Annotated in this window: 21 protein-coding genes and 3 pseudogenes; 11 read left to right on the top strand and 13 right to left on the bottom strand. The window is 71.2% G+C overall.

Features of this window, described 5'->3' with window-relative positions; all coding sequences use genetic code 11:
• Positions 1-52: 52 nt before the first annotated feature.
• Positions 53-3,031: a SpoIIE family protein phosphatase gene (locus tag P8T65_RS22075; RefSeq protein WP_316727012.1), complete on the top strand. Its 2,979-nt coding sequence runs from the start codon at positions 53-55 to the stop codon at positions 3,029-3,031.
• A 135-nt stretch (positions 3,032-3,166) separates the two neighbouring features.
• On the opposite strand, the gene P8T65_RS22070 is transcribed toward P8T65_RS22075, so the two are convergent.
• On the bottom strand, positions 3,167-4,825 hold the full coding sequence (locus tag P8T65_RS22070; protein ID WP_316727011.1) for an alpha/beta hydrolase: 1,659 nt from the start codon (positions 4,823-4,825) through the stop codon (positions 3,167-3,169).
• A 323-nt stretch (positions 4,826-5,148) separates the two neighbouring features.
• Between P8T65_RS22070 and P8T65_RS22065 the strand changes: the two genes are divergently transcribed.
• Positions 5,149-5,622: a carboxymuconolactone decarboxylase family protein gene (locus tag P8T65_RS22065; RefSeq protein ID WP_316727010.1), complete on the top strand. Its 474-nt coding sequence runs from the start codon at positions 5,149-5,151 to the stop codon at positions 5,620-5,622.
• A gap of 235 nt (positions 5,623-5,857) precedes the next feature.
• Here P8T65_RS22065 and P8T65_RS22060 read toward each other — a convergent pair whose 3' ends face one another.
• Positions 5,858-6,217, bottom strand: coding sequence for a hypothetical protein (locus P8T65_RS22060; RefSeq protein WP_316727009.1), 360 nt, complete (start codon positions 6,215-6,217; stop codon positions 5,858-5,860).
• Positions 6,218-6,285: 68 nt separating this feature from the next.
• Here P8T65_RS22060 and P8T65_RS22055 point away from each other — a divergent pair.
• Positions 6,286-6,462, top strand: a pseudogene (locus P8T65_RS22055) (transcriptional regulator); the annotation flags it as partial.
• 233 nt (positions 6,463-6,695) lie between these two features.
• On the opposite strand, the pseudogene P8T65_RS22050 reads toward P8T65_RS22055, so the two are convergent.
• The 4 genes and pseudogenes from P8T65_RS22050 to P8T65_RS22035 all read right to left on the bottom strand — a co-directional run.
• Positions 6,696-7,604: pseudogene (locus P8T65_RS22050) on the bottom strand (Rieske 2Fe-2S domain-containing protein); the annotation flags it as partial.
• A 157-nt stretch (positions 7,605-7,761) separates the two neighbouring features.
• Complete coding sequence (locus tag P8T65_RS22045) at positions 7,762-8,964, bottom strand: serine hydrolase domain-containing protein (protein ID WP_316727008.1); 1,203 nt, start codon at positions 8,962-8,964, stop codon at positions 7,762-7,764.
• Between the two features lie 99 nt (positions 8,965-9,063).
• Positions 9,064-9,972 carry a response regulator transcription factor gene (locus tag P8T65_RS22040; protein WP_316727007.1) on the bottom strand — a complete coding sequence of 303 codons (909 nt, stop codon included), beginning with the start codon at positions 9,970-9,972 and terminating at the stop codon, positions 9,064-9,066.
• On the bottom strand, positions 9,969-11,078 hold the full coding sequence (locus tag P8T65_RS22035) for a histidine kinase (protein WP_316731665.1): 1,110 nt from the start codon (positions 11,076-11,078) through the stop codon (positions 9,969-9,971). Before P8T65_RS22035 ends, P8T65_RS22040 begins: the two co-directional genes overlap by 4 nt.
• A gap of 287 nt (positions 11,079-11,365) precedes the next feature.
• Between P8T65_RS22035 and P8T65_RS22030 the strand changes: the two genes are divergently transcribed.
• Positions 11,366-11,611, top strand: a complete 246-nt coding sequence (locus P8T65_RS22030; RefSeq protein WP_316727006.1) for a hypothetical protein — start codon at positions 11,366-11,368, stop codon at positions 11,609-11,611.
• A 4-nt stretch (positions 11,612-11,615) separates the two neighbouring features.
• Here the strand turns inward: P8T65_RS22030 and P8T65_RS22025 are convergent, their stop codons facing one another.
• Positions 11,616-12,632 (bottom strand): LacI family DNA-binding transcriptional regulator, encoded by a 1,017-nt coding sequence (locus P8T65_RS22025; protein WP_316727005.1) that lies wholly within the window; start codon positions 12,630-12,632, stop codon positions 11,616-11,618.
• A 345-nt stretch (positions 12,633-12,977) separates the two neighbouring features.
• Between P8T65_RS22025 and P8T65_RS22020 the strand changes: the two genes are divergently transcribed.
• Positions 12,978-15,047 (top strand): glycoside hydrolase, encoded by a 2,070-nt coding sequence (locus P8T65_RS22020; protein ID WP_316727004.1) that lies wholly within the window; start codon positions 12,978-12,980, stop codon positions 15,045-15,047.
• A 265-nt stretch (positions 15,048-15,312) separates the two neighbouring features.
• Complete coding sequence (locus tag P8T65_RS22015) at positions 15,313-15,627, top strand: hypothetical protein (protein WP_316727003.1); 315 nt, start codon at positions 15,313-15,315, stop codon at positions 15,625-15,627.
• A gap of 105 nt (positions 15,628-15,732) precedes the next feature.
• Here the strand turns inward: P8T65_RS22015 and P8T65_RS22010 are convergent, their stop codons facing one another.
• Positions 15,733-17,670 (bottom strand): AfsR/SARP family transcriptional regulator, encoded by a 1,938-nt coding sequence (locus P8T65_RS22010; RefSeq protein ID WP_316727002.1) that lies wholly within the window; start codon positions 17,668-17,670, stop codon positions 15,733-15,735.
• Positions 17,671-17,807: 137 nt separating this feature from the next.
• Between P8T65_RS22010 and P8T65_RS22005 the strand changes: the two genes are divergently transcribed.
• A complete protein-coding gene (locus P8T65_RS22005) occupies positions 17,808-18,686 on the top strand; it encodes an alpha/beta hydrolase (protein WP_316727001.1) in 879 nt (292 codons plus the stop codon).
• 139 nt (positions 18,687-18,825) lie between these two features.
• Positions 18,826-18,933 (top strand): annotated as a pseudogene (locus P8T65_RS22000) (alpha/beta hydrolase); the annotation flags it as partial.
• A gap of 213 nt (positions 18,934-19,146) precedes the next feature.
• On the opposite strand, the gene P8T65_RS21995 reads toward P8T65_RS22000, so the two are convergent.
• On the bottom strand, positions 19,147-20,136 hold the full coding sequence (locus P8T65_RS21995; RefSeq protein ID WP_316727000.1) for an alpha/beta hydrolase: 990 nt from the start codon (positions 20,134-20,136) through the stop codon (positions 19,147-19,149).
• Between the two features lie 144 nt (positions 20,137-20,280).
• Here P8T65_RS21995 and P8T65_RS21990 point away from each other — a divergent pair, with 144 nt between their 5' ends.
• The gene (locus tag P8T65_RS21990) at positions 20,281-20,928 is read left to right on the top strand and encodes a helix-turn-helix transcriptional regulator (RefSeq protein ID WP_316726999.1); all 648 of its coding nucleotides are present in this window, start codon (positions 20,281-20,283) and stop codon (positions 20,926-20,928) included.
• 153 nt (positions 20,929-21,081) lie between these two features.
• Positions 21,082-21,828 (top strand): SUMF1/EgtB/PvdO family nonheme iron enzyme, encoded by a 747-nt coding sequence (locus P8T65_RS21985; protein WP_316726998.1) that lies wholly within the window; start codon positions 21,082-21,084, stop codon positions 21,826-21,828.
• A gap of 122 nt (positions 21,829-21,950) precedes the next feature.
• Here the strand turns inward: P8T65_RS21985 and P8T65_RS21980 are convergent, their stop codons facing one another.
• The 4 genes from P8T65_RS21980 to P8T65_RS21965 all read right to left on the bottom strand — a co-directional run bounded on the left by P8T65_RS21980 (position 21,951) and on the right by P8T65_RS21965 (position 23,666).
• Positions 21,951-22,277 (bottom strand): hypothetical protein, encoded by a 327-nt coding sequence (locus tag P8T65_RS21980; protein WP_316726997.1) that lies wholly within the window; start codon positions 22,275-22,277, stop codon positions 21,951-21,953.
• Between the two features lie 82 nt (positions 22,278-22,359).
• Positions 22,360-22,782, bottom strand: a complete 423-nt coding sequence (locus P8T65_RS21975) for a PIN domain nuclease (protein ID WP_316726996.1) — start codon at positions 22,780-22,782, stop codon at positions 22,360-22,362.
• Positions 22,779-22,994 (bottom strand): type II toxin-antitoxin system VapB family antitoxin, encoded by a 216-nt coding sequence (locus P8T65_RS21970; RefSeq protein WP_316726995.1) that lies wholly within the window; start codon positions 22,992-22,994, stop codon positions 22,779-22,781. Before P8T65_RS21970 ends, P8T65_RS21975 begins: the two co-directional genes overlap by 4 nt.
• A gap of 345 nt (positions 22,995-23,339) precedes the next feature.
• The gene (locus P8T65_RS21965) at positions 23,340-23,666 is read right to left on the bottom strand and encodes a GYD domain-containing protein (protein ID WP_316731664.1); all 327 of its coding nucleotides are present in this window, start codon (positions 23,664-23,666) and stop codon (positions 23,340-23,342) included.
• Positions 23,667-23,986: 320 nt separating this feature from the next.
• Between P8T65_RS21965 and P8T65_RS21960 the strand changes: the two genes are divergently transcribed.
• Positions 23,987-24,283, top strand: coding sequence for a hypothetical protein (locus tag P8T65_RS21960; RefSeq protein ID WP_316726993.1), 297 nt, complete (start codon positions 23,987-23,989; stop codon positions 24,281-24,283).
• The last annotated feature ends 45 nt before the right edge of the window (positions 24,284-24,328 follow it).

Genomic DNA, 24,328 nt, shown 5'->3' with positions numbered 1-24,328 from the left:
AATTCCCGTGGCGGACTGCCTTACGTGTGAGTAGAACGTTAGGGTCTGCCGTATGAACGCACGGCTGGCCCTGCTCGGCACGGTGGAGCCCGGTGTCGCGGAGAGCGAGGTCTTCCGGCTGGCGCTCCAGCACGCGGTCGGCGAACTCGGCGCGCTCGGGGCGATGATGCATCTCAGAGGCCCCATGTCGGCCCTGCGTCTGGTGTCGACCAGCGGCCTCCCGCCCGCACTGACCCGCCCCTGGGAGATCATCGACCAGGAGGGCCCGCTGCCCCCGGCCCGCGCCCTGCACCAGGGCAGTGGGGTGTGGTTCCCGCTCGGTTCCATGGCCCTCGCCTGGCCCGGCACCGGGCTCGCCGCGTTACCCGTCTCCGGCCGTGACCGCACGGTCGGCGCGCTCACCGTCCTCACCGGCGACCGGGGCGAACCCACCGGCCTGCAGTGGGACTTCCTGCGGTCCGTCGTCGACTGGACCCAGGACCGCATGGCACGGGCCTCCCCACCGCCCGGCCCCGCACCGGCCGAACCCAACGCCGAACGGCTGCGGCAGGTGCTGAAGGAGGCCAGCGTCGGCTCCTGGGACTGGGACATCCAGAGCGGCGACCTGATCTGGGACGAGGCCGCCCTCCAGCTCTACGGCACCCGGCCGGCCGATTTCACCGGCAGGATCGAGAGCTGGATGCGGATCGTCCACCCCGACGACCTCCCGCACACCCTGGCCGCCGCCGAGCGGGCGATCCGCGACCACACCGTGTACGAGGCGGAGTACCGCGTACGGCGCCTCGACGGCACCTGGGGCTGGACCCGGGCCCGCGGCCGGGCCACCTACGACGAGCACGGCGCACCCGACCGGATGATCGGCGTCGGCTGGGAGAGCGACGAGGCGCGCTCCGCCCGGGACGCGGTCGGCCGGGCCCTGCGGCACATGAGCGACGGGTTCCTCGCCGTCGACGACGACTGGCGGATCACCTTCTCCAACCTGGTGGCGGAACGCACCCTCGGCCTCACCGAGGAGGAACTGTTCGGGCGGCAGCTGTGGGAGCTGCCGGCCGTGCGCGAGTCGCCCTGCCTGGAGACCCGCTGCCGGGCGGCCGCCGCCGAGGAGAAGCCCGCCGGGTTCGACGTCCAGGTGCCGGACCACGACCGCGTCTACCACCTGCGGCTGGTCCCCGGACCCGACGGCCGCACCATCTACTTCACCGACGTCACCGAGCGGCGGCGGCACGAGGAAGAACGCCGCGAGGCCGAGCGCGCCGCCTCCGAACGGGCCCACCGCATCGCCGCGTTGACCGCCGCGCTCGCCAAGGCGACCACCTCGCAGGACGTCGTCGACGCGGTCGCGCTGCGGGTGCTGCCGCCGTTCGCCGCCAGCGGCCTCCTCGTCCAGGACGTCGAGAACGGCCGGCTCCACAACGTCGGCGCCGTCGGCTACTCGCCCGAGTTCATCGACCTCGTCAACCACCGCCCCCGCGCGCAGTACGGCCCGGCCTGGGACGCCATCAACACCGGTGTCCCGGTGTTCATCTCCTCGCCGCAGGAGTACGCCGCCTACGTCCCCCAGCACGCCGACCTGCCCGCCCGCGCGGGCAAGGCGTCCTGGGCGTTCCTGCCGCTGACAGCGTCCGACCACACCTTCGGCGTGTGCGTCGTCTCCTTCGACCGGCCGCGCCGCCTCACCGACGAGGAGCGCACCCTGCTGACCGCGATCAGCGCCCTCCTCGCGCAGTCCCTGGAACGTGCCCGGCTCTACGACCTCGAACACACCCGGTCCCGGGAACTCCAGCGCGCCCTGCTCCCCCAGGACCTGCCGGCCCTCACCGCCTGCGAGTCGGCCGCCCGCTACCTCCCGGCCGGCCAGGGCATGGACGTCGGCGGCGACTGGTACGACGTCATCCCGCTCTCCAGCGGGCAGGTAGCCCTCGTCGTCGGCGACGTCATGGGCCACGGTCTGTCGGAGGCCGCCACCATGGGGCGGCTGCGCACGGCCGTGCACACCCTCGCCGCCCTCGAACTTCCCCCCGACGAGATCATGGGCCACCTCAACGACATCGTCGGCTCCATGGGTGAGGACTCGTACGCCACCTGCCTGTACGCCCTGTACGACTCCACCACCCAGGTCTGCTCCCTCGTCCGGGCCGGGCATCCGCCACCGGCCGTGGTCCTCCCCGACGGCACCGTGCGCTTTCCCGAGTGGACCGCCGACCCGCCGCTCGGCGCGGCTGAGCCGCCGTTCGAGACGGTCGAGCTGAGCGTGCCCGAGGGCAGTCTGCTGGTGCTCTACACCGACGGGCTGGTCGAGTCGGCGAAACGCGGCATCGACGAGGGAATGGCCGACCTGGCCCGGCTGCTGCGCACCGCCCACGAGGACGGCACCGCCGCCGACCTGGAACGCCTCTGCGACACCCTCACCCACGGCCTGCTGCCCGCCGAGCACGCGGCGGCCGACGACGCGGCCTTCCTCGTCGCCCGGCTGCACGCGCTCACCGGCGACCGGATGGCCTCCTGGTCCCTCCTGGACGACCCGAGGGCCGCGAGGCAGGCCCGCCACCACGTCCGCGAACAACTCGCCGCCTGGGGCCTGGACGCCCTGGCCCCCACCACCGAACTGCTCGCCAGCGAACTCGTCGGCAACGTCGTACGCCACGCCAGGGGCCCTGTCCGGCTGCGGCTCCTGCACGGCTCCGCGCTGGTCTGCGAGGTCTTCGACGGCAGCCTCACCATGCCCCGCATACGCAGAGCCGGCGACACCGACGAGGGCGGCCGGGGCCTGCAGCTGATCACCGCGCTCTCCCAGCGCTGGGGCACCCGCTACACCGCCACCGGCAAGTGCATCTGGACCGAACAGTCCCTCACCGACACCGACCCCCGGTCCACAGCGCTGTCCGGCCCGCAGGAGCACACCCTCCTGGTCCCGGCCGACTTCGACGGCGACCTGGACGCGCTGCCTTTCGACGACATGGACATGGAACTGGACATGGACGTGGACGTGGATGTGGACGGGGGAATGGGGCGCGGCGGCAGCCATCGGTGACCGTCACCACCGGTGGACGCCGAGCCGCGGACGTGTCGCAGACATGCGGAACCCCGGGGTGCTCGCCGTGGAGGGGCGGGTGCCCCGGGGTTCGTGTCCGGCCGGCCGACGCGGCCGGTCCGTCGACGGAGTCGGTCAGCTTGCGTCGCCGATGCGCTCGACGCGCTCGTTGACGCCGTTGCGCAGCTCGCTCAGGGTCGTGCCGGGCGGCGCCGTCTTCGGCGTCGAGGACGGCGGCTGGGTCTCGTCCGCGCAGGTGGTGCCGGAGGCCGGGACCACCTGGTCGACGAGGTAGTTCACGACCGCGTCCGTCGCACAGGCGCTGCGGCCGAACGCCGTGTGGCCCTCGGCGTCGAACGTCAGCAGCGAGGCGTTGTCCAGCTGCCGGGACAGCGCGACCGCGTCCTGGTACGGGGTGTCCGGGTCACCGGTGGTGCCGAGCACCAGGATCGGCGCCGAACCCTTGGCCCGGAAGGAGCCGTCGTAGCGGCTGGGCGTCTCGGCGGGCCACTGGACGCACGCGGTGGCGTGCTGGTGGTCGTAGGTCGGCGGACCGAACGCCATGGCCGGGCCCAGCAGCGGCGCGTCCTTCGCGTTGGCCGTGACGTTCCGCTCCAGCTTGCGCAGGCTCTTCGGGTAGTCCTTGTCGACGCACTCGACGACCACGTTCGGGCCGAGGAAGTCGAAGCTCGCCGGGGACGGCGGCCGCAGCAGGAACGAGGTGTTGTCCCGCGCCTGCGCCTTCTTCAGCGCCGCGCCGAGGGAGGGCCAGATGACCTTGCCCTCGTTGATGTTGAACATCAGCCGGTAGACCAAGGTGTAGCCGTTGGCCTTCCCGCCGTTCGCGGTCGTCACCGGGTTGGCGTCGAGGTCCTTCTTCAGCTGCTCGAACGCCCCGCGCGGGTCGCCGTCACCGAAGCCGCAGACCGCCTGGTCGGCGGCGCACCAGTCGAGGAAGCGGCTCATCGTGCCGTCCAGCGCCAGGTACTGGGCCCGGTCGTACTCGTAGGGGCGGTAGGCGTACTTGTACGGGTCGTACGCCCCGTCGAGCGTCGCCGCCCGCACCCGCTTGGGGAACATCGACGCGTAGACGGTGCCGATGTACGCGCCGAACGACCGCCCGTAGTACGTCAGTTGCTCCTCGCCGAGGGCCTGGCGCAGCAGGTCGATGTCACGGGCGACGTACTCCGTGCCGACGTACGGCAGCAGGCCGCCCGAGTTGTCGAGGCAGGCCTGGTTGAACTCGGCGGCCTCGCGCACCGCCGGGCCGAAGGCGTCCGGGCCGGGGACGCCCTTGGCGTCGGTGACGGCCTTGGTGTAGCGGGCGTCGTCGAAGCAGGTGAGCGCCGAACTGCGGCCGACACCGCGGACGTCGTAGCCGAAGACGTCGAACGAGTCGCGCAGGGCGGCCGGGAGGTCGTCGTAGTTGTTGCGGACGAAGTCCACGCCGGAGTTGCCCGGTCCGCCGGGCTGCATGAAGAGCGTGCCCTTGCGCTTGGCCGGGTCGGCGGCCTTCTTGCGGACCACCGCGAGCGTGATCTTGCGGCCCTGCGGCTCCCGGTAGTCCAGTGGGACATCCGCGTCGGCGCACTCGTACCCGCCCTGGCAGTCGGTCCAGGCGAGCGTCGGCACGGGCGGCGGCGGGGTCTTCGCCGACTGCGGCTGCCGCGTCGTGTCCTGCGCGGCCATCGCCTGGGTCGCCGTCCCCGTCGCGGCGAGGACGAGCGCCGTCACGGCGGCACCGACGAGTCTGAGCCGAGTGGTACGTCTGGGTGCGTACCGATACGTGGTCATGAGTGTGTTCCCCCCTGGGAATACGTGTCCACGGCAACCCCACTGGTCAAGGTGGGGCCGGAGCATGTCTAACTGAGGAGAGGCCAAAAACGCCAGAGAGGTGCCGCCGTGACCGACTTCCCACGCAGTTTCTCCACCCTGCCTGCCGGGGGCGGGGGAATGCCGGATCGCCGGCAGGGCGATTCGGGGCCGTGACGGGTGATCGGGGGGCCGTGACGGGTGGCCGGGGAGCGTGGCGGGCGTCACACGCACCCGTGTCACATCCGCGCGGGCCCGGCCCGTCCATGTGTTGTCACCGCACACGACGGCACAAGGAGCCAGCCATGGAAGCGCGTCTGAACCTGTTCGCCAACCCCCTCACCGGCAAGCTCGTCAAGCACCTCGTCGGCGCCGACAAGGTGATCGCCTCGTCCGAACTCCCCAAGGCAACACAGGAGTTGGTGAAAATCCGCGCCAGTCAGATCAACGGCTGCGGGTACTGCCTCGACATGCACACCAAGGAGGCCGAGCACGCCGGGGAGACCGCGCAGCGGCTGCACATGGTGGCGGGCTGGCGAGAGGCGAAGGTCTTCACGGACGCCGAGCGCGCCGCGCTGGAACTCGCCGAGCAGGGCACCCGCATCGCCGACGGGGCCGGCGGCGTCCCGGACGGGGTCTGGGAGAACGCGGCCAAGCACTACGACGAGGACCAGCTCCTCGCCCTGGTGGCGCTGATCGCCCTCATCAACACCTTCAACCGGCTGAACGTCATGGTGCGGCAGCCGGCCGGTGACTACCAGGTGGGCATGCTGGGCTGAGACGAGCCGATAGCGCACCCCGTCGCGAGTCTCGCGGCGGGGGAGCTGCCCGGCCTGCCCGCCTGCCCGGCCTGCCCCGGCCTCTGCCTTCTGCCCCGATTGCGGCCCTGGCTTACGGTCCCGGGCCCGGCTTCCAGCCTCGGCCCCGTTACTGGCCCGGTACCCGCTACTGCTTCCGGTGCGCGTTCCGGGTCCCCGCTTCCGGTCCCCGGCCGGCTCCCACCCCCGCCCGGTCCTACTCCTCCGGCTTCCCCTCCCGCTGGGCGAACTGCAAGGAGATGGATCGCAGGACGTCCGCGGCCGTCGTGTCGGTCCGGCCCTCGTCGTGTACCTCGGCCAGGTGGACGAAGGCGTAGGAGAAGCAGTTGGCCAGGGTCACGATCGCCGGTGCCAGGGCGTCCGTGATGATGTGCGCGGTCTCCTGCGCGGAGGCGTCGGCGGGCAGCTCGATCTTGGGCAGGGTCTCCACGAGCAGCGCGGAGACGGCCCCCGTCAACGCCACCTCGACACCGGGGTTCTCGCGAGCCTGCCGCCGTACCTCGACCGCCTCGGTGAGAATCCCGACGACGCGCTGCATGATCTCGGATCGCTCCATGGGGGGAGCTTAGGGCCCTCGGACCGGGCCCAGGTCTTCAGCCCGAGCCGCCGCTCGCACGACCAAAGGCCGTCGGCGACCTCACCCTCGCCCACGAGGGCCGGGAGATGACCGCCGCACCGGGCTTGGCTCTCACCATCTACACCGCGGAACCCGGTTCGGCCTCCGAGGAGGGACTGCGCCTGCTCTCCTTCTGGGCCGCCACCGCGGAGGCCGGGTGTCCCTCGCGCCGGGCGGCCGACTGAGGCAGGGACTCCTCGACCGGCATGACATCCGTGGGGAGGCCCTCCTCTCCGGAGCGGAACAACAGCCGCTCGTCCGCCGAGCCGGCCCCGGGACCCGCCGAGCCGACCGCGACCCTGTCCGGACCCGCCGCGGCCGCGTCCGGACGCGGCGGGGCCTCACCCGCGGGCCCCGGATAGAACTGCGCGTACCACCGCCGCAGCGCCCTGATCCCCTTCTCGTGAGGCAGCAGCACCGGCCGGGCCTGATGGATCTTGTGGTCCCAGATCCGTATCTCCTCGCGCACCTCGCCCAGTGCCTCGGCCCGGAAGACGAGCTTGAACAGGGGTGTGAGGAAGGGAAGTCGGCGTGGTTTGCGCAGGTAGTACAGCATCCGCAGCTCGCTCGTGCGGTCGTCGACGGGTGTGCTGAGCGCGACGGCGGTCACCGACAGCACCGGCCCGTGGACCCGGACGACCATCACACCCGGCCCGTACATGAACGCGTCGAAGGTGTTGTGGATGTCCCACCCGAACACGCGCCGGCTGATCGTCCCGAGCGCCTCGGCGAACGGCCCGTCCTCCCGCCACTCCTGGACCGGCGGCTCGCTCTGCCCGTGGATGAAGTGGAAGTGGGACTCGTCGACGATGTTCTCGCGCATCTCCTGGACGTGGATCCGCGCCCGGCACGTGTCGTCGATGGGCGAGGCGAACCGCCGTGACCCCGCCTCCTCGATCTCCGGCACCTCCCAGGAGGGTTCGCCCACTCCACCCGGCGTCGCACCCGGCGCCGCACCCGATTCACCCGGCACGTCCGACGCGTCCGGCCCGACGTACACCAGGATGAGCCCACTGTGCTCGCGCACCGGGAACCCGCCGATCGACACCTTGGGCGTCCGCACGGCGAACGGCGCCTCCACGCACCGCCCGTTCGCCCCGAACCGCCACCCGTGGAAGGGGCACTGCACCGTCCCGTCCACGACCTTCCCGCCGACGCCGAGATGGGCGCCGTAGTGCGGACAGTGCGCGTCCCGCACGGTGGCCCGCCCGTCCGCCCCACGGAACGCGATCAGCGCCCGCCCGAAGTAGTGCAGGCTGACGACTTTGCCCGCGGGCAACTCCGTGCTGCGCAGCACCGCGTACCACCCGTACGGCACGCTCGGCATCGGATACGCGTCGGCACGCGGATCACGGTCCGAACCCCGGCCCCGACCCCGATTGTCATGGCCTCGACGTATTCGCATGCCGCCGATGTTAGGGGCCGATGTGCCCCGGCGACCCCAACTAGCCGAATCTCTAGGTCAGTTGTCCTGATCGTGCCCGCTACGACGGCATCCCGTAGGCCGCCACCATCACGTTCATGGCCACCTTGTTCATGGTGCCGCCCTTGGCGTCCGTGGAGTTGACGCTGTAGACGAGGGTGCGCGAACCGTCCCGCGTGGAGGCGACGACGCTGTTGTAGCCCCAACGGCCACCCGTCTTGCCCCACACCGCACGCCCGCCGAGCACCTTGCGCGCCAGCCCGACGGCGTACTCGGCGGGCTTGCCCGTCTTGTGGTCCGTCACCTGCGGCACCGTGAACATCTCCTCCAGCACCGGCCCGCGCGGCACGACCCGTCCCCGGAACAGCGCCTTCGTGAACCGCTCCAGATCGGCCGTGGTCGAGACGATGTCCCCGGCCGCCCAGCCGTCCGTCACGCCCCACACGGTCACGTCCCGCAGCCCGGTCGTCCCGTCGTCGAGGGTCATCCGCTGGTACCCGTGGTTGTGCGGGCCGACGATGCGCGGATCGGTCCCCGGGACGTACGTGTCCCGCAGTCCGAGCGGCCTCAGCACCTGCCGCGCGACCTGCTCCTCGTACGAGTCCCCCGTCACCCGCTCGACGATGAGTCCGGCGATCGTGTAGCCGATGTTGAGGTAGTGCTGCCGCTCTCCCGGCGTGAACTCCCGCTCCTTCGCCGTCGCCGACCGCACCATCTCCTCGGGGTCGTGGATCCGGAAGCGGTTCGCGTACGCCCCCTCGATGGTCGTCCACGGGAAGTCGGGCGCGGGGATGCCGTGCGTGTGGTTGAGCAACTGCCGGACGGTGACGCCGCTGTACGACGCCGGGATCAGCTCGGGCAGGTACGAGCGGGCGCTCCGGTCGAGGTCGACTTTCCCCGCGGCGACCAGCCGCAGCACGACGGCGGCCGTGAACACCTTGGTCACCGAACCGGCCCGGAAGCGGGCGCTCGGATCGGCGGCCCGGCCGGTGGTGAGGTCGTGCACGCCCGAACTGCCGCGCCACACCCCCTCGCTCCCCCCGACCCGCACGAGTGCGGCGGTCGCGTCGGCGGAGGGCAGCCCGGCGATGGCGGCCTCCATGGCGGTGGTGAGCCGGGTGTCCGCCGACGACGGTGCTTCCGACCGTGCGGAGGCGGAGGCGAGGGCCGGGCCGGGTGCCGCGGTGGCCGGCAGTACCGTCGGCCCGGCGGCAGCCCCCAGCACGAGGGCGGCGGCGAGCAACGTACGGGTGGTGCTCCTCATGGTCAACTCCTGGGACGTGGGCCGGTGTTCAGGTCGTGGCCCCATCCTTCTGACCAGCGGCTACCAGCGGATCACCCGAGCGAGCGGTTCCAGGGCGTGCTAGGGGCGCAGTTTCCTCGCCGACATGGGGGAGGACAAGGCGCGCTCGGCTCCCCCGGGCGGGCGACCTCCACCCCCGCCCGGCGTACCGGGCCCGGGCAGGCGGGGAACCGGCGGCCTCCCCGAGGGATCCCCGCCCGCCCCGGGCAACGTGCCACCCGCCCAGAGCGAGTCGTCACCCGCCGCGATCAGCCCCGTCTCGTACGCGCAGATCACCGCCTGGATACGGTCGCGCAGGCCGAGCTTGGCGAGCACGTTGCCGACATGGGTCTTGACCGTGTGATCGCTGACGACCAGTTCGGCGGCGATCTCGGCGTTCGACAGCCCTCGCGCCAGCAGCAACAGGGTCTCCCGCTCCCTGCCGGTCAGCACGTCGAGCCGGGGGTCGGGCCGCCGGTCCGGGGCGGCGTTCACGGTGGGCCGTGTGTACTGCTCCACGAGCCGCCGGGCCACGGACGGCGCGAGCAGCGAGTCGCCCCGCGCCACCACCCGCACCGCGTGCACGAGATCGTCCCGCCGGACGTCCTTGAGCAGGAACCCGCTGGCCCCCGCGTGCAGCGCCTCGTACACGTACTCGTCGGAGTCGAAGGTCGTCAGCATGACCACCCGACAGCCGCCGCCCGCACCGCCTGTAGGGCCCGCACCGCCGGCAGTGCTCGCACTGCTCGTACCGCTCGTACATGTCGCACTGATCGCCCGGCACGCCTCGATGCCGTCCATCCGGGGCATCCGGATGTCGAGCAGCGCCACGTCGGCGCGGTGCCGCCGCACCGCCTCGACCGCCTCCACCCCGTCACCGACCTCCGCGACGACCTCGATGTCGGGCTGCACGTCGAGGATCAACGCGAACCCGCTCCGCACCAGCTCCTGGTCATCGGCGACGACCACCCGGATCACCTGACCGGTCACCGGCCCGCCTCCGCGGTCGCGACCACGGCCGGCACGGGTATCCGCACCCGTACCTCGAACCCGCGCCCACCGGGTCCGGCCCCGACCTCCGCCGTACCCCCGAGCGCGGCGGCCCGCTCCCGCACCCCCACGAGCCCGTGCCCACCGCTGCCGAACCCAGCCCGAGCCCCTCGCCCGTCATCGACCACGCCTACCCCCAATTCGCCTTCACCATAGGTAAGTTGAACGGTGACGGTACGGGCCGCCGCATGCCTGACCGTGTTCGTCAGTGCCTCCTGCACGATCCGGAAGACGGTCGCCCCGACGGCCTCCGGGAGCACGTGCTCCGACCCCGCGACCTCGTACCGGACCTGAAGCCCGCTGCCCCGCACCCGCTCGAACAGCGCGGGCAGCTCCCCGACCCCGGGCTGAGGCGCACGGGGCGCGAGCTCGGGCGCGTACCCCGCACCGACCCCCACGCTGCCGTCCTCGCCGCCCTCCTCGCTGTCCCGGAGGAGGCCGAGCATCCGCCGCAGCTGGACCATGGCGTCCCGCCCGGTCTCGGAGATCACGTCGAAGGCGGCCTCGGCCCGCTCCGGCGCCGTACGCACCGCCACGGGCCCGGCCTCCGCCTGCACGATCATCAGACTGACGGCGTGGGAGAGGATGTCGTGCATCTCCCGTGCGATGCGGGCCCGTTCCCGCGCGGCGGCCCGCTCGGCCTCCACCCGGTGGGCGCGCTGACGGGCGTCGGTGAGCCGCCCGAAGACGTAGGCGGCCGTGAACACGAAGGCGGAGAAGGTCAGTTCACGCGCCGACCGCGTGTTGAGCCACACCCCCACGGGCACGGCGATCAGCACCAGCACCCCGCTGACGAGCCGCTTCCAGGGCGACGACAGGACGGCGACCGTGTAGACGATCACGAGCCCGTTGTACGGCAGCGGCTGCCCGGGCCCGTCGACGGCCAGCTTGTAGACCATGCTGGTCACCAGAACCGCCAGCAGCACAGCGAGCGGAGCCCGCCGCCGCCACACCAGTGGCACCACGGTGAGCGTCATCATCCCGTACGCGGCCCAAGTCGCCGGCGCCAGCCCGACCGCCCGAGGCACCACGAACGGCATGGTCATGGCCCCCTGCACCAACAGGGCGACCCCGACATCCACCACCCACGGGTACCTCTCCGCGAGCCCTCGCCCCCGCCCCCACCAACCCCGAGCCCCCCGTATGCCGTTCACGAGTCCACACCGTATAGCGGAGCGTTGTGAAGATACGTGGCGCAGCAATCGCCGACCCTCGCGGAGCCGCCGACCCGGCGGCATCATGGCGAAGCAGAGAGGCCGAGGGGCCGAGGGGCCGAGGGGGCCCATGCACGCGATCGCGCGCAGCGTGGATCCACAGCAGGGAAGGGCACATCATGGTCGAACACGGTCAGCCGTACACAGCCATCCTGTTCAAGTTCGTCGTCCTGGTCGGCCTGTTGTACATGCCGGTCCTCGTCTTCCACCTGGGCACATGGTTCCCGTTCGCCGGAGCCAGCGGATACCTGCTCTGGGAACTCGGCCGCCTCCACCGGGCGTACGGCAGGGTCACCGGCCACGGGGACGAGCAGCGGCGCGCGGGGCGCGAAGGGCGCGACGGGCCGACGGCGACCGCCACCTGAGCGCTCAGCGGGCGGACCCCGGCGGCGGCGCCGTACTCCGCCGCCGTACGAGCCGCGTCGGCACGAGCGTCGTCCCGTGCCCTTCCGTCTCGTCCCCCTCTCGCCCACCCTCCCGCATCTTGCGGAGCACCCCCTCCACACACAATCGCCCCACCTCCGCGAAGTCCTGGTGGACCGTGGTCAGGGGCGGCAGGAACGACGCGGCCTCGGGAATGTCGTCGAACCCGACGACGCTCACGTCCTCGGGCACCCGCCGCCCCCGCTCGTTCAGCGCCCGCAACAACCCCAGCGCCATCTGATCGTTCGCGACGAACACGGCCGTGCAGTCCGCCTCCTCGGCGATCCGCAACCCGGCCCGGTAGCCGGACTCGGCCGACCAGTCGCCGCGCACCAGCGGCGGCGCGTCCGCCACGCCCGCCTCGGCGAGCGTGGCGCGCCACGCGTTCGCCCGCCGCTGCGCCGCGAACGAGTCCTCGGGCCCCGCCAGATGCCACACGGTCCCGTGCCCCAGCTCCAGCAGATGCCGTACGGCGTCCCGCGCGCCCCCCGCCTGGTCGGTGTCGACGACGGTGTACCGGTCCCCGGCGTCGGAGTCGGCGACCACGACCTGCACCCCGGGCGGCACGGACACGGTCGCCGCGTCCAGCAGATGCACCTCCATGATCACGATCACGGCGTCCACGGCCAGCTCCCCGAGCCGGGAGAACGCCCCGTTCACCTCGTCCTGCGTCGGCACGGCGACGGGCAGCAGCGTGACGGCGTACCCCTCCCGCGCGGCGGACGTGGCGATGGCGTCGAGCGTGCGGATGTTCCCGAGGGTGGAGAGGGAGAAGGTGATCACCCCGAGGGTCCGGAACTCCCCGCGCCGCAGGGCCCGCGCCGCGCTGTTGGGCCGGTACCCCAGTTCCCGCATGGCGTCGAGGACCTGCCGGCGGGTGTCCTCGTTGACGCCGGCGAACCCGTTGGAGACCCGGGAGACGGTCTGGGCGGAGACCCCGGCGATCCGTGCGACGTCTCCCATGGAAGGCCCCTGGCGGGGCCGGGCGCCACGTCTCCTCGTGCGTCCGTCGGTTGTGTCCACCTTGTTCCCCCGACTCCTCAATCGACTCTTGACGACTCCTTGACCACCGAGATTCGGACAGTGTAGACATCCGCCTCAGTGGATGTTTACGTAAACATCCACTGCGACAGACCATACGAGAGCACCGCGAATCGCAGTAAAAGCACCGCGAACCGCAGTAAACAGCACTACCGCACCGCAAGTAACCCTCTCGCCAGGCAACCCCCCGCACCGCGCTGAACGTCGGCCCCGATCTCCGTGTATGCACCGCCGGGACGCGGCACACGGAAGAGTTGGAGTACTCGAATGGCACACCGCACCCGTACGAGACGGCTCCTCGGAGCCATCGGCATCACGGCCCTGGCCACCGGCACGGCCATGGCCACGACCTCCCTGCCGATGGCGCACGCCGACACGTCGGCCCCCGCCGCCGCGTCCGTGACGGTCAGCCCCGACCCCTCCTACAAGGGCCAGAGCTTCGAGGGCTGGGGCACCAGCCTGGTCTGGTTCGCCAACGCGACCGGCGACTACCCGCCCGCGATACGCGAGAAGCTCGCCAAGCTCCTCTTCGGCGAGGACGGCCTCAACCTCAACATCGCCCGCTACAACATCGGCGGCGGCAACGCCCCCGACGTCAAGGACTACCTGCGGGCCGGCGGCGCGGTCGAGGGCTGGTGGAAGGCCCCGGCGGGCACCACCCGCGAGGACGTCGACTGGTGGAGCGCCGACGACAAGAAGGACTGGAAGAAGAACGCCGACGCCACCCAGCGCTGGTGGGTCGACCGCATCAAGAAGGACATCACGCACTGGGAGACCTTCAGCAACTCCCCGCCGTGGTTCATGACGGAGAGCGGCTACGTCTCCGGCGGCTTCGACGCCTCGAAGGACCAGCTGAAGGAAGAGTCGGTCGAGGACTTCGCCAAGTACCTGGTCGGTGCCACCGAGCGCCTGGAGAAGGCGCACGGCATCAAGGTCGACACCCTCGACCCGTTCAACGAGCCCAACACCAACTACTGGGGCACCAAGCTCGGCGCCGACGGCCAGCCGACCGGCGGCCGCCAGGAGGGCGCACACATGGGCCCCGAGCTCCAGCAGAAGGTCCTCAGGGCGCTCGGCCCGGTCCTGGACGACTCCCGCAGCCGCGCGAAGATCTCCGCGATGGACGAGACGAACCCCGGCACGTTCGCCACGAACTGGAACTCCTACCCCGAGGAGGTCCGTGACCTGGTCGACCAGATGAACGTCCACACCTACGGCACCAGCCAGCGCACCACGGTCCGCGACCTCGCCAAGGCCGCCGACAAGCCGCTGTGGATGAGCGAGGTCGAGGGCGACTGGGGCGACGGTCAGAATTTCACCGACATGCGCCCCGGACTGGGCCTCGCCCAGCGCATCGTCGACGACCTGCGCGAACTGGAGCCCCAGGCATGGGTCTTCTGGCAGCCGGTCGAGGACTACGACAACATGAAGCCGGGCGGTGAGTCGGAGAAGGGCGGCAACTGGGGCTCGATCCAACTCTCCTTCGCCTGCGGCAAGTCAGACACCCTCAAGACCTGCCCCATCTACACGAACACCAAGTTCGACACGGCCCGCAACTTCACGCACTACATCAAGCCGGGCGACCGTCTGATCAAGACCAATGACGAGTCGAGCACGGCCGCGGTGGCGAAGAAGGGCGACAAGGCGACGGTCGTCCACGTCAACAGCACCTCCGAGTCCCGCGCGGTGACGGTCGACCTCTCGAAGTTCGGCAAGGTCTCCAAGAAGGCGACGATCACCCCGGTGGTCACGGACGCCGCCGGCAAGCTGATCCGCAAGAAGGCGGTGAAGGTCACCGGCAAGAAGGCGACGATCACGGTCCCGGCCCAGTCCGTGACCTCCTTCCTGGTCAACGGCGTCTCGGGGGTGGCGACCGCCAAGGCCGAACTCCAGGACAGCCACAGCTACACCCTGACGGGCGTCCAGAGCGGCAAGAACCTGGCCGTGGGCCCCGACGGCAAGAGCCTGGTCATCAAGACGCCGAGCACGGCGGCCGGCAACGCCCAGCAGTGGACCCTGGACCGTATCGGCAAGGGCGCGACCGACAACCGCACGCGCTACGCCCTGACGCAGCCGACCTCGAAGAAGCGCCTGGCCATCCGCTTCGACTCCCTGGTGGTGGAACGCGACACGGCCACGCGCGACGAGGCCGCCCAGTGGATCCTGTCCTCGACGGGCAACGGCACATGGACCCTGGTGAACGTGGCCACGGGCCAACTCCCGGACGTACACGGCCAGTCGACGAACGACGGCGCGGGCGTCGGAGTCTGGACCCCGAACTCGGGCCTGAACCAGCGCTGGAAGCTGACGGATGTGACGCCGGCCCCGGCTTCATAGCCATAGCTCCCGCTGAGAAAGCCCCAGGTCACGAAATCGACCTGGGGCTTTCTCATGCCTCGCGCCTTTCGGTATTCACCGCGTCAACCGGCGAACTCGCGCCACACGAAGGGCTTATGTCGGAACGATGGCGCAACCCGAATTGTTCCATTGCCGTCGTATGGGATAAATCGGCAGATCGGCCCTTTCGGGAGGTGGTGTCTTCGTGCAGATTCTCGACGGTGTTCGCGCTACGTCACGGGTCATGCGCAGGAGCAGGGGACCCGTGATCGGTATCGCGGGGATTCTCCTGCTCGCCCGCATGGAGGACGAGATCGTGGAAGAGCGCCACTTCTGGCTCATTCAGGGTGCGCTCCTCTTCCTGCTGCTGCTCTGCTTCGTCGTGCCCTGGACGGGCAGGAAGCTGGTGCGCGAGTCCGCCGAGGAGGAGCGAGCGAAATCGCGGGTAAACATCTCTCCGGATATCGAAGAGGAAATCCGTGAGGAAGGACGTCAGGAGGAGCGGGCCAAAGTCCGCGCGGATCTCCCCAAGCAGGTGGCACGGGCGGTCGACGAGGCGCTGCAGCGCAAAGACGACTGATGGGGACGACTGATGAGGGCGCCTGGTGAAGGCGACTGATTGAGCCGTCAATTGCCCGTCGCGGGCTTCGCCCTCGACGGGCCCCTGGGCGCCACGCGGTGTCGGTCATCCCTTGTTGGCGCAAGCCTCGGCTTCCGCCAGGTAGAGCGCCACCGGCCCCAGAGTCAGCATCCCGCTCGCCCCGCCCGCGTGTTCGAGGCGGGCGGCGCGCAGGGCGGTCGCCGCACGGGCGGCGAGCGGGCGCTCGTGGAGGCGGGCGGCGGCGTGGGCGGTCAGGCACCAGAGTGCTTCCTGCATGTGATCAAGGGGTGGTTCGGGCGCCGTGGTCAGCGCGGTGCGGGCCTCTTCTGTCCGGTTGTGGGCGAGCAGCACCAAGGGGCGCGTCCAGGGGTGGTACGGGCCCCAGTCGAGAGCGGGATCCGTGGGCGCGGGACGGCCGTGCAGGAGACGTAGGCCCAGGAGGGCGAGGGCGAACAGGCCCCGGTGCAGCCCCGGCATGCCCGCTGTTTCGGCGAGGGCGTCTTCGACGGCGCGGTAGTGCGCCGCGGCTGTGGCGGCGCTCGGTCCGCCCGGTGCGGTGCTGCGTGCGGCTGTGACCCGGGCGCGGAACCAGCTGGTGAGTACGGGGACGGCAGAGGCCTCGGTGCTGAGGGCGAGCTGCTCGGCGGCCTCGGCGTGTGCGGTCGCGGCGTCGAGGTCGCCAAGGGCGGAGGCGGATTGCAGACGGATGAGCCGGCCGAGGACGGCGAAGTTCGCCAGCTTGTGCCGGGTGGCCAGGTCAAGGATCTCGGCGCCGATCACGTCCCGCGCCGCCGCGAGCCCGGGCCGGGTGAAGGACTGGAGGAAGACGCCGTTGAGGGCGAACACCAGCAGAGCGGGATCGCCCAACTCCCGGGCCAGTGCCTCGGCCTCGCGCGCCGCCTGCCCGGCACGCCTCAGTTCGATGGCGGACAGCTCGGCGCTGCGGCTCTCGACCGCGACGGTGGCCAGCAGGCGGGCGCGCAGTTCGGCGGGGCCGTCGGTACCGAGCGCCGTGAGCGTACGCTCGGCCGCCGCGACGACGGCGCGGGACTGCTCGGGGTCGTCGGCCCGGCTCCACAGGGCGGGCACGTCGTAGGCGCCGATGACGCGGGCGGTCAGGGCGATGTCTCCGGTGCGCTCTGCCGCCCGGGCGGCGGCGAGGCGGTCGCGCCGCGAGTTGATGAGGGCGTCACCACCCGCCAGGGCCAGGGTGCGGGCCAGTTCGACGGTGGTGCGCGGGCCGAGTGGTACTCCGGCGGACCACACGGTATGCGGCGGCTGGAGCGTCGTAGCCCCCTGGAGAATGTCCATCTCCAGGCGCCGCAGGTCGGCGCCTGGGTCGAGCCCGAGCTGGTCCGCGAGCATCGTGCGGGCGCGGCGAAGGGTGGCCAATGCGTCCGCCGTACGACCCGCCCGGTGCAGTGCGCGGGCCAGCAGCCCCCAGGCCGGCTCACGCCAGGGGTGTTCGGCGACGTGGGCGCCCAGTTCGGCGACCAGTTCGGCTCCTGAACCGGAGTCGAGGAGAAGGCGGGCGCGCAGTTCCGTCCCTTCCAGCCTCAGCTCCTCCAGCCGGGTCCGTTCGCGCTGGGCCCACGCTGAGCCGGTCACGTCGGCGTAGGCGGGGCCGCGCCAGGCCTCAAGGGCCGCGTCGAGGTCGGTCAGCGCATCGGGTGTATGCCGGGCGCGGGCCAGGGCGTCCTCGAACCGGTGGACGTCCACGGTGTCGCGTGGCAGGCGCAGCGCGTAGCCGGGTCCTTCCGTGACGAGGACGCGCGGCGGGGTACGGGGCGGCCGGTCGGGTTCGATGGCGCGGCGCAGCGCGGCGACGAACGTACGCAACGCACCCACGGCCCGCACCGGGGGCTCGGCCCACAGGTCGTCCACGAGGGTGTCGGTGGGGACCATTCGTCCCCCGGCGGCGACAAGCCGGGCGAGCACCTCGCGGTGGCGGGGGCCACCCAGGTCGACCGGGGTGCCGTCGTCGCGGAGGGCCCGTACCGCACCGAGGACGTCGAGTCGCATGGCCTCCATCTTCCGCGCCGCGGGTCTGCGCCGTCGAAGCGTACTGATCGGCTGCTGATCGCCGTCGCCCACGCTGACCCCGTCAGTCCTCGGACCAAGGCTTCTGCCGGTCCCCCGACCCCAGGAAGGGGCCTTTCATGACGCTCACCATCCCCGGTTTCGACCACGTCCGTCTGCCCGGCGCCGACGGAGTGGAACTGGCTGCAGCCGTCGGCGGCCACGGCAGCCCGGTCGTGCTGCTGCACGGCTTCCCCCAGACCCACCTGATGTGGCGCCACGTCGCCGAGCGGCTCGCCGGCGAGCACACGGTGATCTGTCCCGACCTGCGCGGCTACGGCGCCAGTGACAAGCCGGCGGCCACCGGCCCTGAGGTGTACTCCAAGCGCACCATGGCCGCCGATGTCGTCGCCCTGGCGGCGGCGCTGGGCCATGAGCGCTTCGCCCTGGTCGGCCACGACCGGGGCGCCCTGGTCGCCTTCCGGGCGGGGCTGGACCATCCCGAGACTCTCACGCACCTGGGCGTCCTCGACGTCGTGCCGACCCTGGACATGTGGAACGTCCTGCACGGTCTCCCGGCGGCGGTCGGCTACCACCTGCTCCTCATGGCGCAGCCGCCGGGCCTGCCGGAGACGATGATCGCCAACAGCGCCGACGCCTTCTTCGGCTCCTTCCTCGACGCCTGGTCCAGTGGCCCGGCCGCCATGCCGGAACCGGTCCGAGACGCCTACCTGCGGGCGAGCGCCGCGGCCGTGGCGTCGATCGTCGCGGACTACCGGGCCTCGGCGGGCATCGACGTCACACACGACCAGGCGGACCAGGACGCGGGTTCCCAGCTGGCCATGCCCGTGACGGTCGTCCAGCAGGACTGGGGTGCGAGGCTGGGCTACGACGCCGCCGCGGTCTGGCACGCGTGGGCGCCGGATCTGGACCACCGGCTGACCGGCGCGGGGCACTTCATGGCCGAGGAGGCGCCCGACGAGATCACGAAGGCGATCCGCGACCTGTTGCTCCGCTGAGCTCCCCCGGGCTGCGGGAGGCGGCCGGGCGAGCCCCTGCGTTCCCGCGCCGGACGGGCCCCGCAATCAGGCGACCGCTGACCAGCCCCGCCTCCCCACGGAGGCGCGGCTGGGCTACGACGCCGCCGCGGTCTGGCACGCGTGGGCGCCGGATCTGGACCACCGGCTGACCGGCGCGGGGCACTTCATGGCCGAGGAGGCGCCCGACGAGATCACGAAGGCGATCCGCGACCTGTTGCTCCGCTGAGCTCCCCCCCGGGCTGCGGGAGGCGGCCGGGCGAGCCCCTGCGTTCCCGCGCCGGACGGGCCCCGCAATCAGGCGACCGCTGACCAGCCCCGCCTCCCCACGGACGCCGCCGCGGCCCGGGGACACCAAGGGACGCCTCGGCAGGGCGGGGCGGCGCCTCGCGGGTGCACGCACCGCGTCGGCGTACGGGCTGCTGTTCCTGGATCGCCTGGTTCAGCCGTGGAGGGTGGCGAGCCAGTCGCTCAGCAGGCGGTTGACCTCGTCGGGGCGCTCCTGCTGGATCCAGTGGCCGCAGCCCTCCAGGAGGTGGGAGGCCGACAGACCGGGGAGGGTGGTGGGGTAGGCGTCGATGGCGTCGGACATCCAGGTGGTGGAGGCGTCCAGTGCGCCGCCGACGAACAGGGACGGCTGCTTGATCGGGGCTCCACGGTGCGGGGCGAGGTCTTCCCAGTCGCGGTCCATGGTGCGGTAGCGGTTGAGCGCGCCGGTCATCCCTGTACGTTCGAACTCCCCGGCGTAGACGTCAAGGTCGCTCTCGCTCAGCCAGGCCGGGAGAACCCCTGTGGGGAAACGGTCACGCAGCCGGCCGCCGCCGCGAGTGACGAAGTGCGGGTCGGGCTCGCCCGGGGCGGGCATGGTGTCGGCGGACAGGACCGCGTAGAAGCCCGCGAGCCAGCCCCGGACGTCGGGCTCGATCTCCGCCTCGGCGCGGCCGGGTTCCTGGAAGTAGGAGACGTAGAACTCCTGCTCGGGGCCGCCGATCCGGCCGAAGATGTCGGTGGGACGGGGACCGCCGGGCGGTGCGTACGGCACGCTCAGCAAGCCGACCGCGCGGAAGACGCCGGGGTGGATGAGGGCGGAGACGGCGGCGATGTTGGAGCCCCAGTCGTGGCCGACGATCACCGCGCTCTCCTCGCCGAGGGCGCGCACGACGGCGACGTTGTCCTCCACCAGGTCGAGCATGCGGTAGGCCTCGGCCGCCTCCGGCCTGGAGGAGCGCCCGTAACCACGCACGTCGATCGCCACCGCTCGGTAGCCGGCGGCGGCGAGGGCCGGGAGTTGGCGGCGCCAGGAGTACCAGGACTCGGGGAAACCGTGCACGAGCAGGACCAGCGGGCCGGTGCCCTGCTCGACCAGGTGCAGGCGCCCGGCCGGGGCCTCGACGGTGCGGTGGCGGAGTGCGGCGGTCGGCTCGGATCGCATGGGCGGCTTCTCCTCGGTTCGCGGGCGGCCGGCGGGTACCCGTCGATCATGCGGCGCGGCGGCCACTCGGCGCGATCAGCGTTGCCACTCTGGCAAGCTTGCAGGACAGGGCGGTGAAGCGGCACGGCAGGAGGCCCAGGGACGGTGGCAGGGGACGGCGTGGCCCGGACGCTGGCGGCGATGGGGGTCCGGCTGCGCGTCGTGCGCGAGCGCCGTGGCGTCACACTCGCCGATGTCAGCCGCGCGACCGGTATCTCGCCCAGCACCCTGTCGCGGATCGAGACCGGCCGGCGCAAGCCCACCCTGGAGGTGGTGCTGCAACTGGCAGAGGAATACGGAGTCGCCCTGGACGAGCTGGTCGGTACCGCACCCGCCGGTGTGGCCGTGCCCCGCAGCACGGCGCCGTACAGCTTCGGCGACGACAAGGCGGTCTTGCCGCTGACCCGGTACGTCGGCGGCCTGCACGCCCACAAGCACGTCCTGCCTGCCGTCGCGGAGCCGCCCGGGCGGCCCCGGCAGGTGTCCCACGAGGGCTACGAGTGGCTGTGCGTCCTGTACGGGCGACTGTGGCTCGCACTCGGCGGCCGGGACCTCGTCCTGACTGCCGGAGAAGTCGCCGAGTTCGACACCCGCACCCCCCACGGAGTCGCGAACGCCGGATCCGACGGACCGGTCGAGTATCTGGTCATGTTCGGGCCTCAGGGAGAACGTCCACGGCTGCGCACCCCTCCAGCCGCTGGTCGCGGGAGTGGTGACGAAGGGCCGCTGAACGAGCAGTTGCTCTCCCGGTGACAACGATGGAGCTTCGGCTCAACCGAAGGCAACGGCCCCCTTCTGGCAGGATCTTCCCCGAACCCCCAGCACGCGGGCGGGCACCCTCCTGGCTCCTCTCCGTCATCGGGAAGCCAGGGCCTAGCGTCCGGATCCATGTGGGAGCAAGAGATCGTGGCTGACCGACCAGCCTGGCGGCACACTCCGTCCGGAGTGGTCTTCCGGGAGGTTCCCGGCGGAACGTTCCGGATGGGCCTGTCCGACGCGGAACTGGACGCGGTGCGTGCCATCGAGCGGGCCGGGGGCGCCGAAGACGAACTCGAAGTGTTCTTCGCCAGTGCCGGCCAAGCCCGACCGGTGCGAGAAGTACGGGTCGAGCCGTTCCTGATCGCCCGGCATCCGCTCACGGTGGCGCAAGTACGGCACTGGCTGCCCGAGTACGAGGACAGCTTCGCCGACTCGACTTCGACCACGGCCCGGTTGGAGGACGACTTGGACGACCTGCTGGGCAAGGTGCCGTTCCGGCTGCCGAGCGAGGCGGAGTGGGAGTACGCGGCCCGGGCGGGCACGACCACCCTGACCTTCCGCGGGGACGCGAAGCCGGACGAGGACCAGGTACTGGACGACTTCGCCGACGAGGAACGCACCGCCGCGGCCGAGAACGCCTTCGGCCTGGCGGCGATGGGGTCGACCAACGAGCTGTGCGCAGACGTGTGGATCCCGCACTTCACGGCCGCGCCGCTGGACGCACGCCCCCGCACGGGCGACGGACCACGAGTGGTCCGAGGAGGAGCCGGCGACCTCTACCCATGGCAGGGCTGCGACGAATGGCTACTGCTGCTCTCCGCCACCCGCGACGAACTCCAGGACTTCACCGCGATCCGCCCGGTGGAACCGGTGCCCACCGGTCGGGAGACGTGATCAGCTCGGCGGGGAGACGAGGCGCGTCCCCCCGCCGGGAGCGGAGACGGCGGCCCTGCTGCCATAGGGGACGGCTGAGTCGCGGGCGATGACCGCCATGTATCCCGCTCAGTCCGGCTGACCTACAGGTCCACCCGGGTTTCGCTGTCGCCGTTCCTGAGAATGACGTGCGCCGGCCTGAACGGCAGACTGCGCAGAGTCGGCTCCACGATCTTGAAGAGCGCACCGGCATCCGGCCCGTAGGCGTACACCACGGCCTCGCCCCCTCCGAACTCGTCGCCATCGACCTCACCGGCACCCGCGTCTTGGGCCGCTGCCGCCATCACTCGGCGAGCTTCGCGGACGAGCCGGCGCTGGTCGGTCTCGCCGAAGCCACCGTGGGCAAGCCGGAAGTGAGCTATGACGGCATGCTCCTCCGCCCCGTCACCTGGGGCTATGGGCGTCTCCACGCAGGACAGGCTCCCATCATGACGCCGGCACCGTCATGTCTCCCTGCCATTACTCCAGGGAGGGCGCTGTGACCGCGCCCGCCTATTTGCCGGTCTCCGGGCCGTACCACTGGAGAGCCTGGCCGGTCACCGCCGCGATGCAGGCGAAGTCGTGGTCGCGGTGCAAGAGGGTGAGCCCTTGCAGCTCGGCCGTCGCGGCGACGACGAGATCCACCGGACCCGCGCTCCTGTGCTTTCCCTGTTTGGTGAGAGCTTCCTGAACCTGCCAGGCACGGTCGTAGGCGCGATCGTCGACGGGAACCCAACCGAAGATCAGCCGCATGTCCTCGATGCCGCGCGCCCTGTCGGCGGCCGACCGCGCGCTGTAGAAGAACTCGAGCTCGGTGATCGAACAGGTGGCGATGAGTCCGGCGGCTGCCGCCTGGTCCCAGCCGTACTGCTCGGCGTCCTCACGCATGAACCGAGCGAGTGCGCTGGTGTCGATCAGGAACTGGGCCGCGTTCACCGGCGGTAGTTCCCCTTGTTCTCGAACAGTTCCAGGTCGAATGCGCCGTCCCCGGTCGCCGACCGCAGCCGGGCGATCGCCAGGGCGCGACGCCGATTCTCCAGCACCTCGCGAAGAGCGGTGTTGACCGTCTCCTTCTTGGTGCTCGTCCCGAGGGCTTTGGCCACGTCCGCGACCAGGTCGTCGTCCAGGTCGATAACCGTTCGGCTCACGAGTGCCTCCCTGATATCAAAGATGGAGGCAAGTATATCTCCCATGATGCCCACCGGTGCGCGCGGGCATTCGTCCTGGCCGCCGAGCCGTATGGTGCCACCGCGCCACGGAATGGATGCGGGATGGAGGAAAGACGCGTTCCGCGCTCACGGCGACCGGCCACCGGTCCGGGTGGCGGCCCCGCTGTCACAGGGGGCGGCTGAGTTGCGGGAGATGACCGCCATGGATCCCCTGGTGCCCGCCTTGCATCGTTGGTTGTCGACACCCTCTGGTTCCTCGAGAGCTGCGACCACGAAGTCGATCTCGATTCCCTGCAGCCGGCAGGTGCCGGCCGTCCCGGACCGCTACGCGCCGGGGGCCCGGTACTGGATCTGCCCGGCCTTGCGCAGGGCGTCCATGGTTTCGTCGACGCTCAGGAGAACGGTCGTCTCGAACGAGCTGAGTGCGCCGCCTCCGCTGATCGCCAGGGCGACCGCGGCCATGGAGACGTTGTCGGGGGCCTCCCACAGGTTGTATCCGTCGCGGGTGCCGAACGCGTACCAGAAGCCGTGGAGCTTGCCGCCGACGGACTCGATGTACGACTGAGCGGCCCTCGCGCGGTCCTCGGGGTGACCGATGAGTCTCGCCCAGGTCTCCGGCGTGTAGCTGAACCTCGATAGATAGAGCGGCATCATGTCTCCCTTTCGTCCCAGCAAGGGATGTCCCCGCAGGATGGGATACATCTCCGCCGCCGCCCGCGTATCCCCCGAACGGCCGGGATGACGACCGGCATGGCCACTGCCGGTGAGCGACCCACCGCCCAAGGACTACGGCGTCGAAGCCCTCAGCCTGGGAGGCTGAGGTGATCTTGGGCCTACTCTGCGGCCGACCTGTTGCCAAGCTCTTCGTCCCGGACTCTCGGCCCCGTGGTCTTTCAGATGCGATAGCTGTTCAGCAGGCGTTGTCGCAGTTGGACGCTCAAGGGTTCCGGGAGCCCGCTACAGTGCGCGCCGTGGACATACCCAGCTGGTTCGTCCGGCTCGCTCTCGGTCTGGCCCTCTTGCAGGCCCTCGGCCTCGTTCCCGTCATCCGCCGACTGCGCGGCTCCGACTCGGCGGTGCGTTTCGAGGCGCGCCTCGACCTGCTGGACGTCGTCGCCTCCCTGCTGCTCATCGGCGGTCTGGTGCTGAGTCTCGCAGTGGCGGAACCCTGGTTCTGGCTCACCTGCGTCGGCTTCGTGCTCATGACCGCCGTGTACGCCGCGAGGGGTGTCCGCTGGCTCCGCGCTCGCCAGCGCCACACGGCCTGACCCAGTGGATCGATCCTTGTCAGCCTCGATGGACCCGACGCCGTC

The sequence above is a fragment of the Streptomyces sp. 11x1 genome, from assembly GCF_032598905.1.
Classification (GTDB): Bacteria; Actinomycetota; Actinomycetes; order Streptomycetales; family Streptomycetaceae; genus Streptomyces.
The sequence above is the reverse complement of the archived record's forward strand: the minus strand, read 5'-3'. Positions and strand labels throughout refer to the sequence as shown.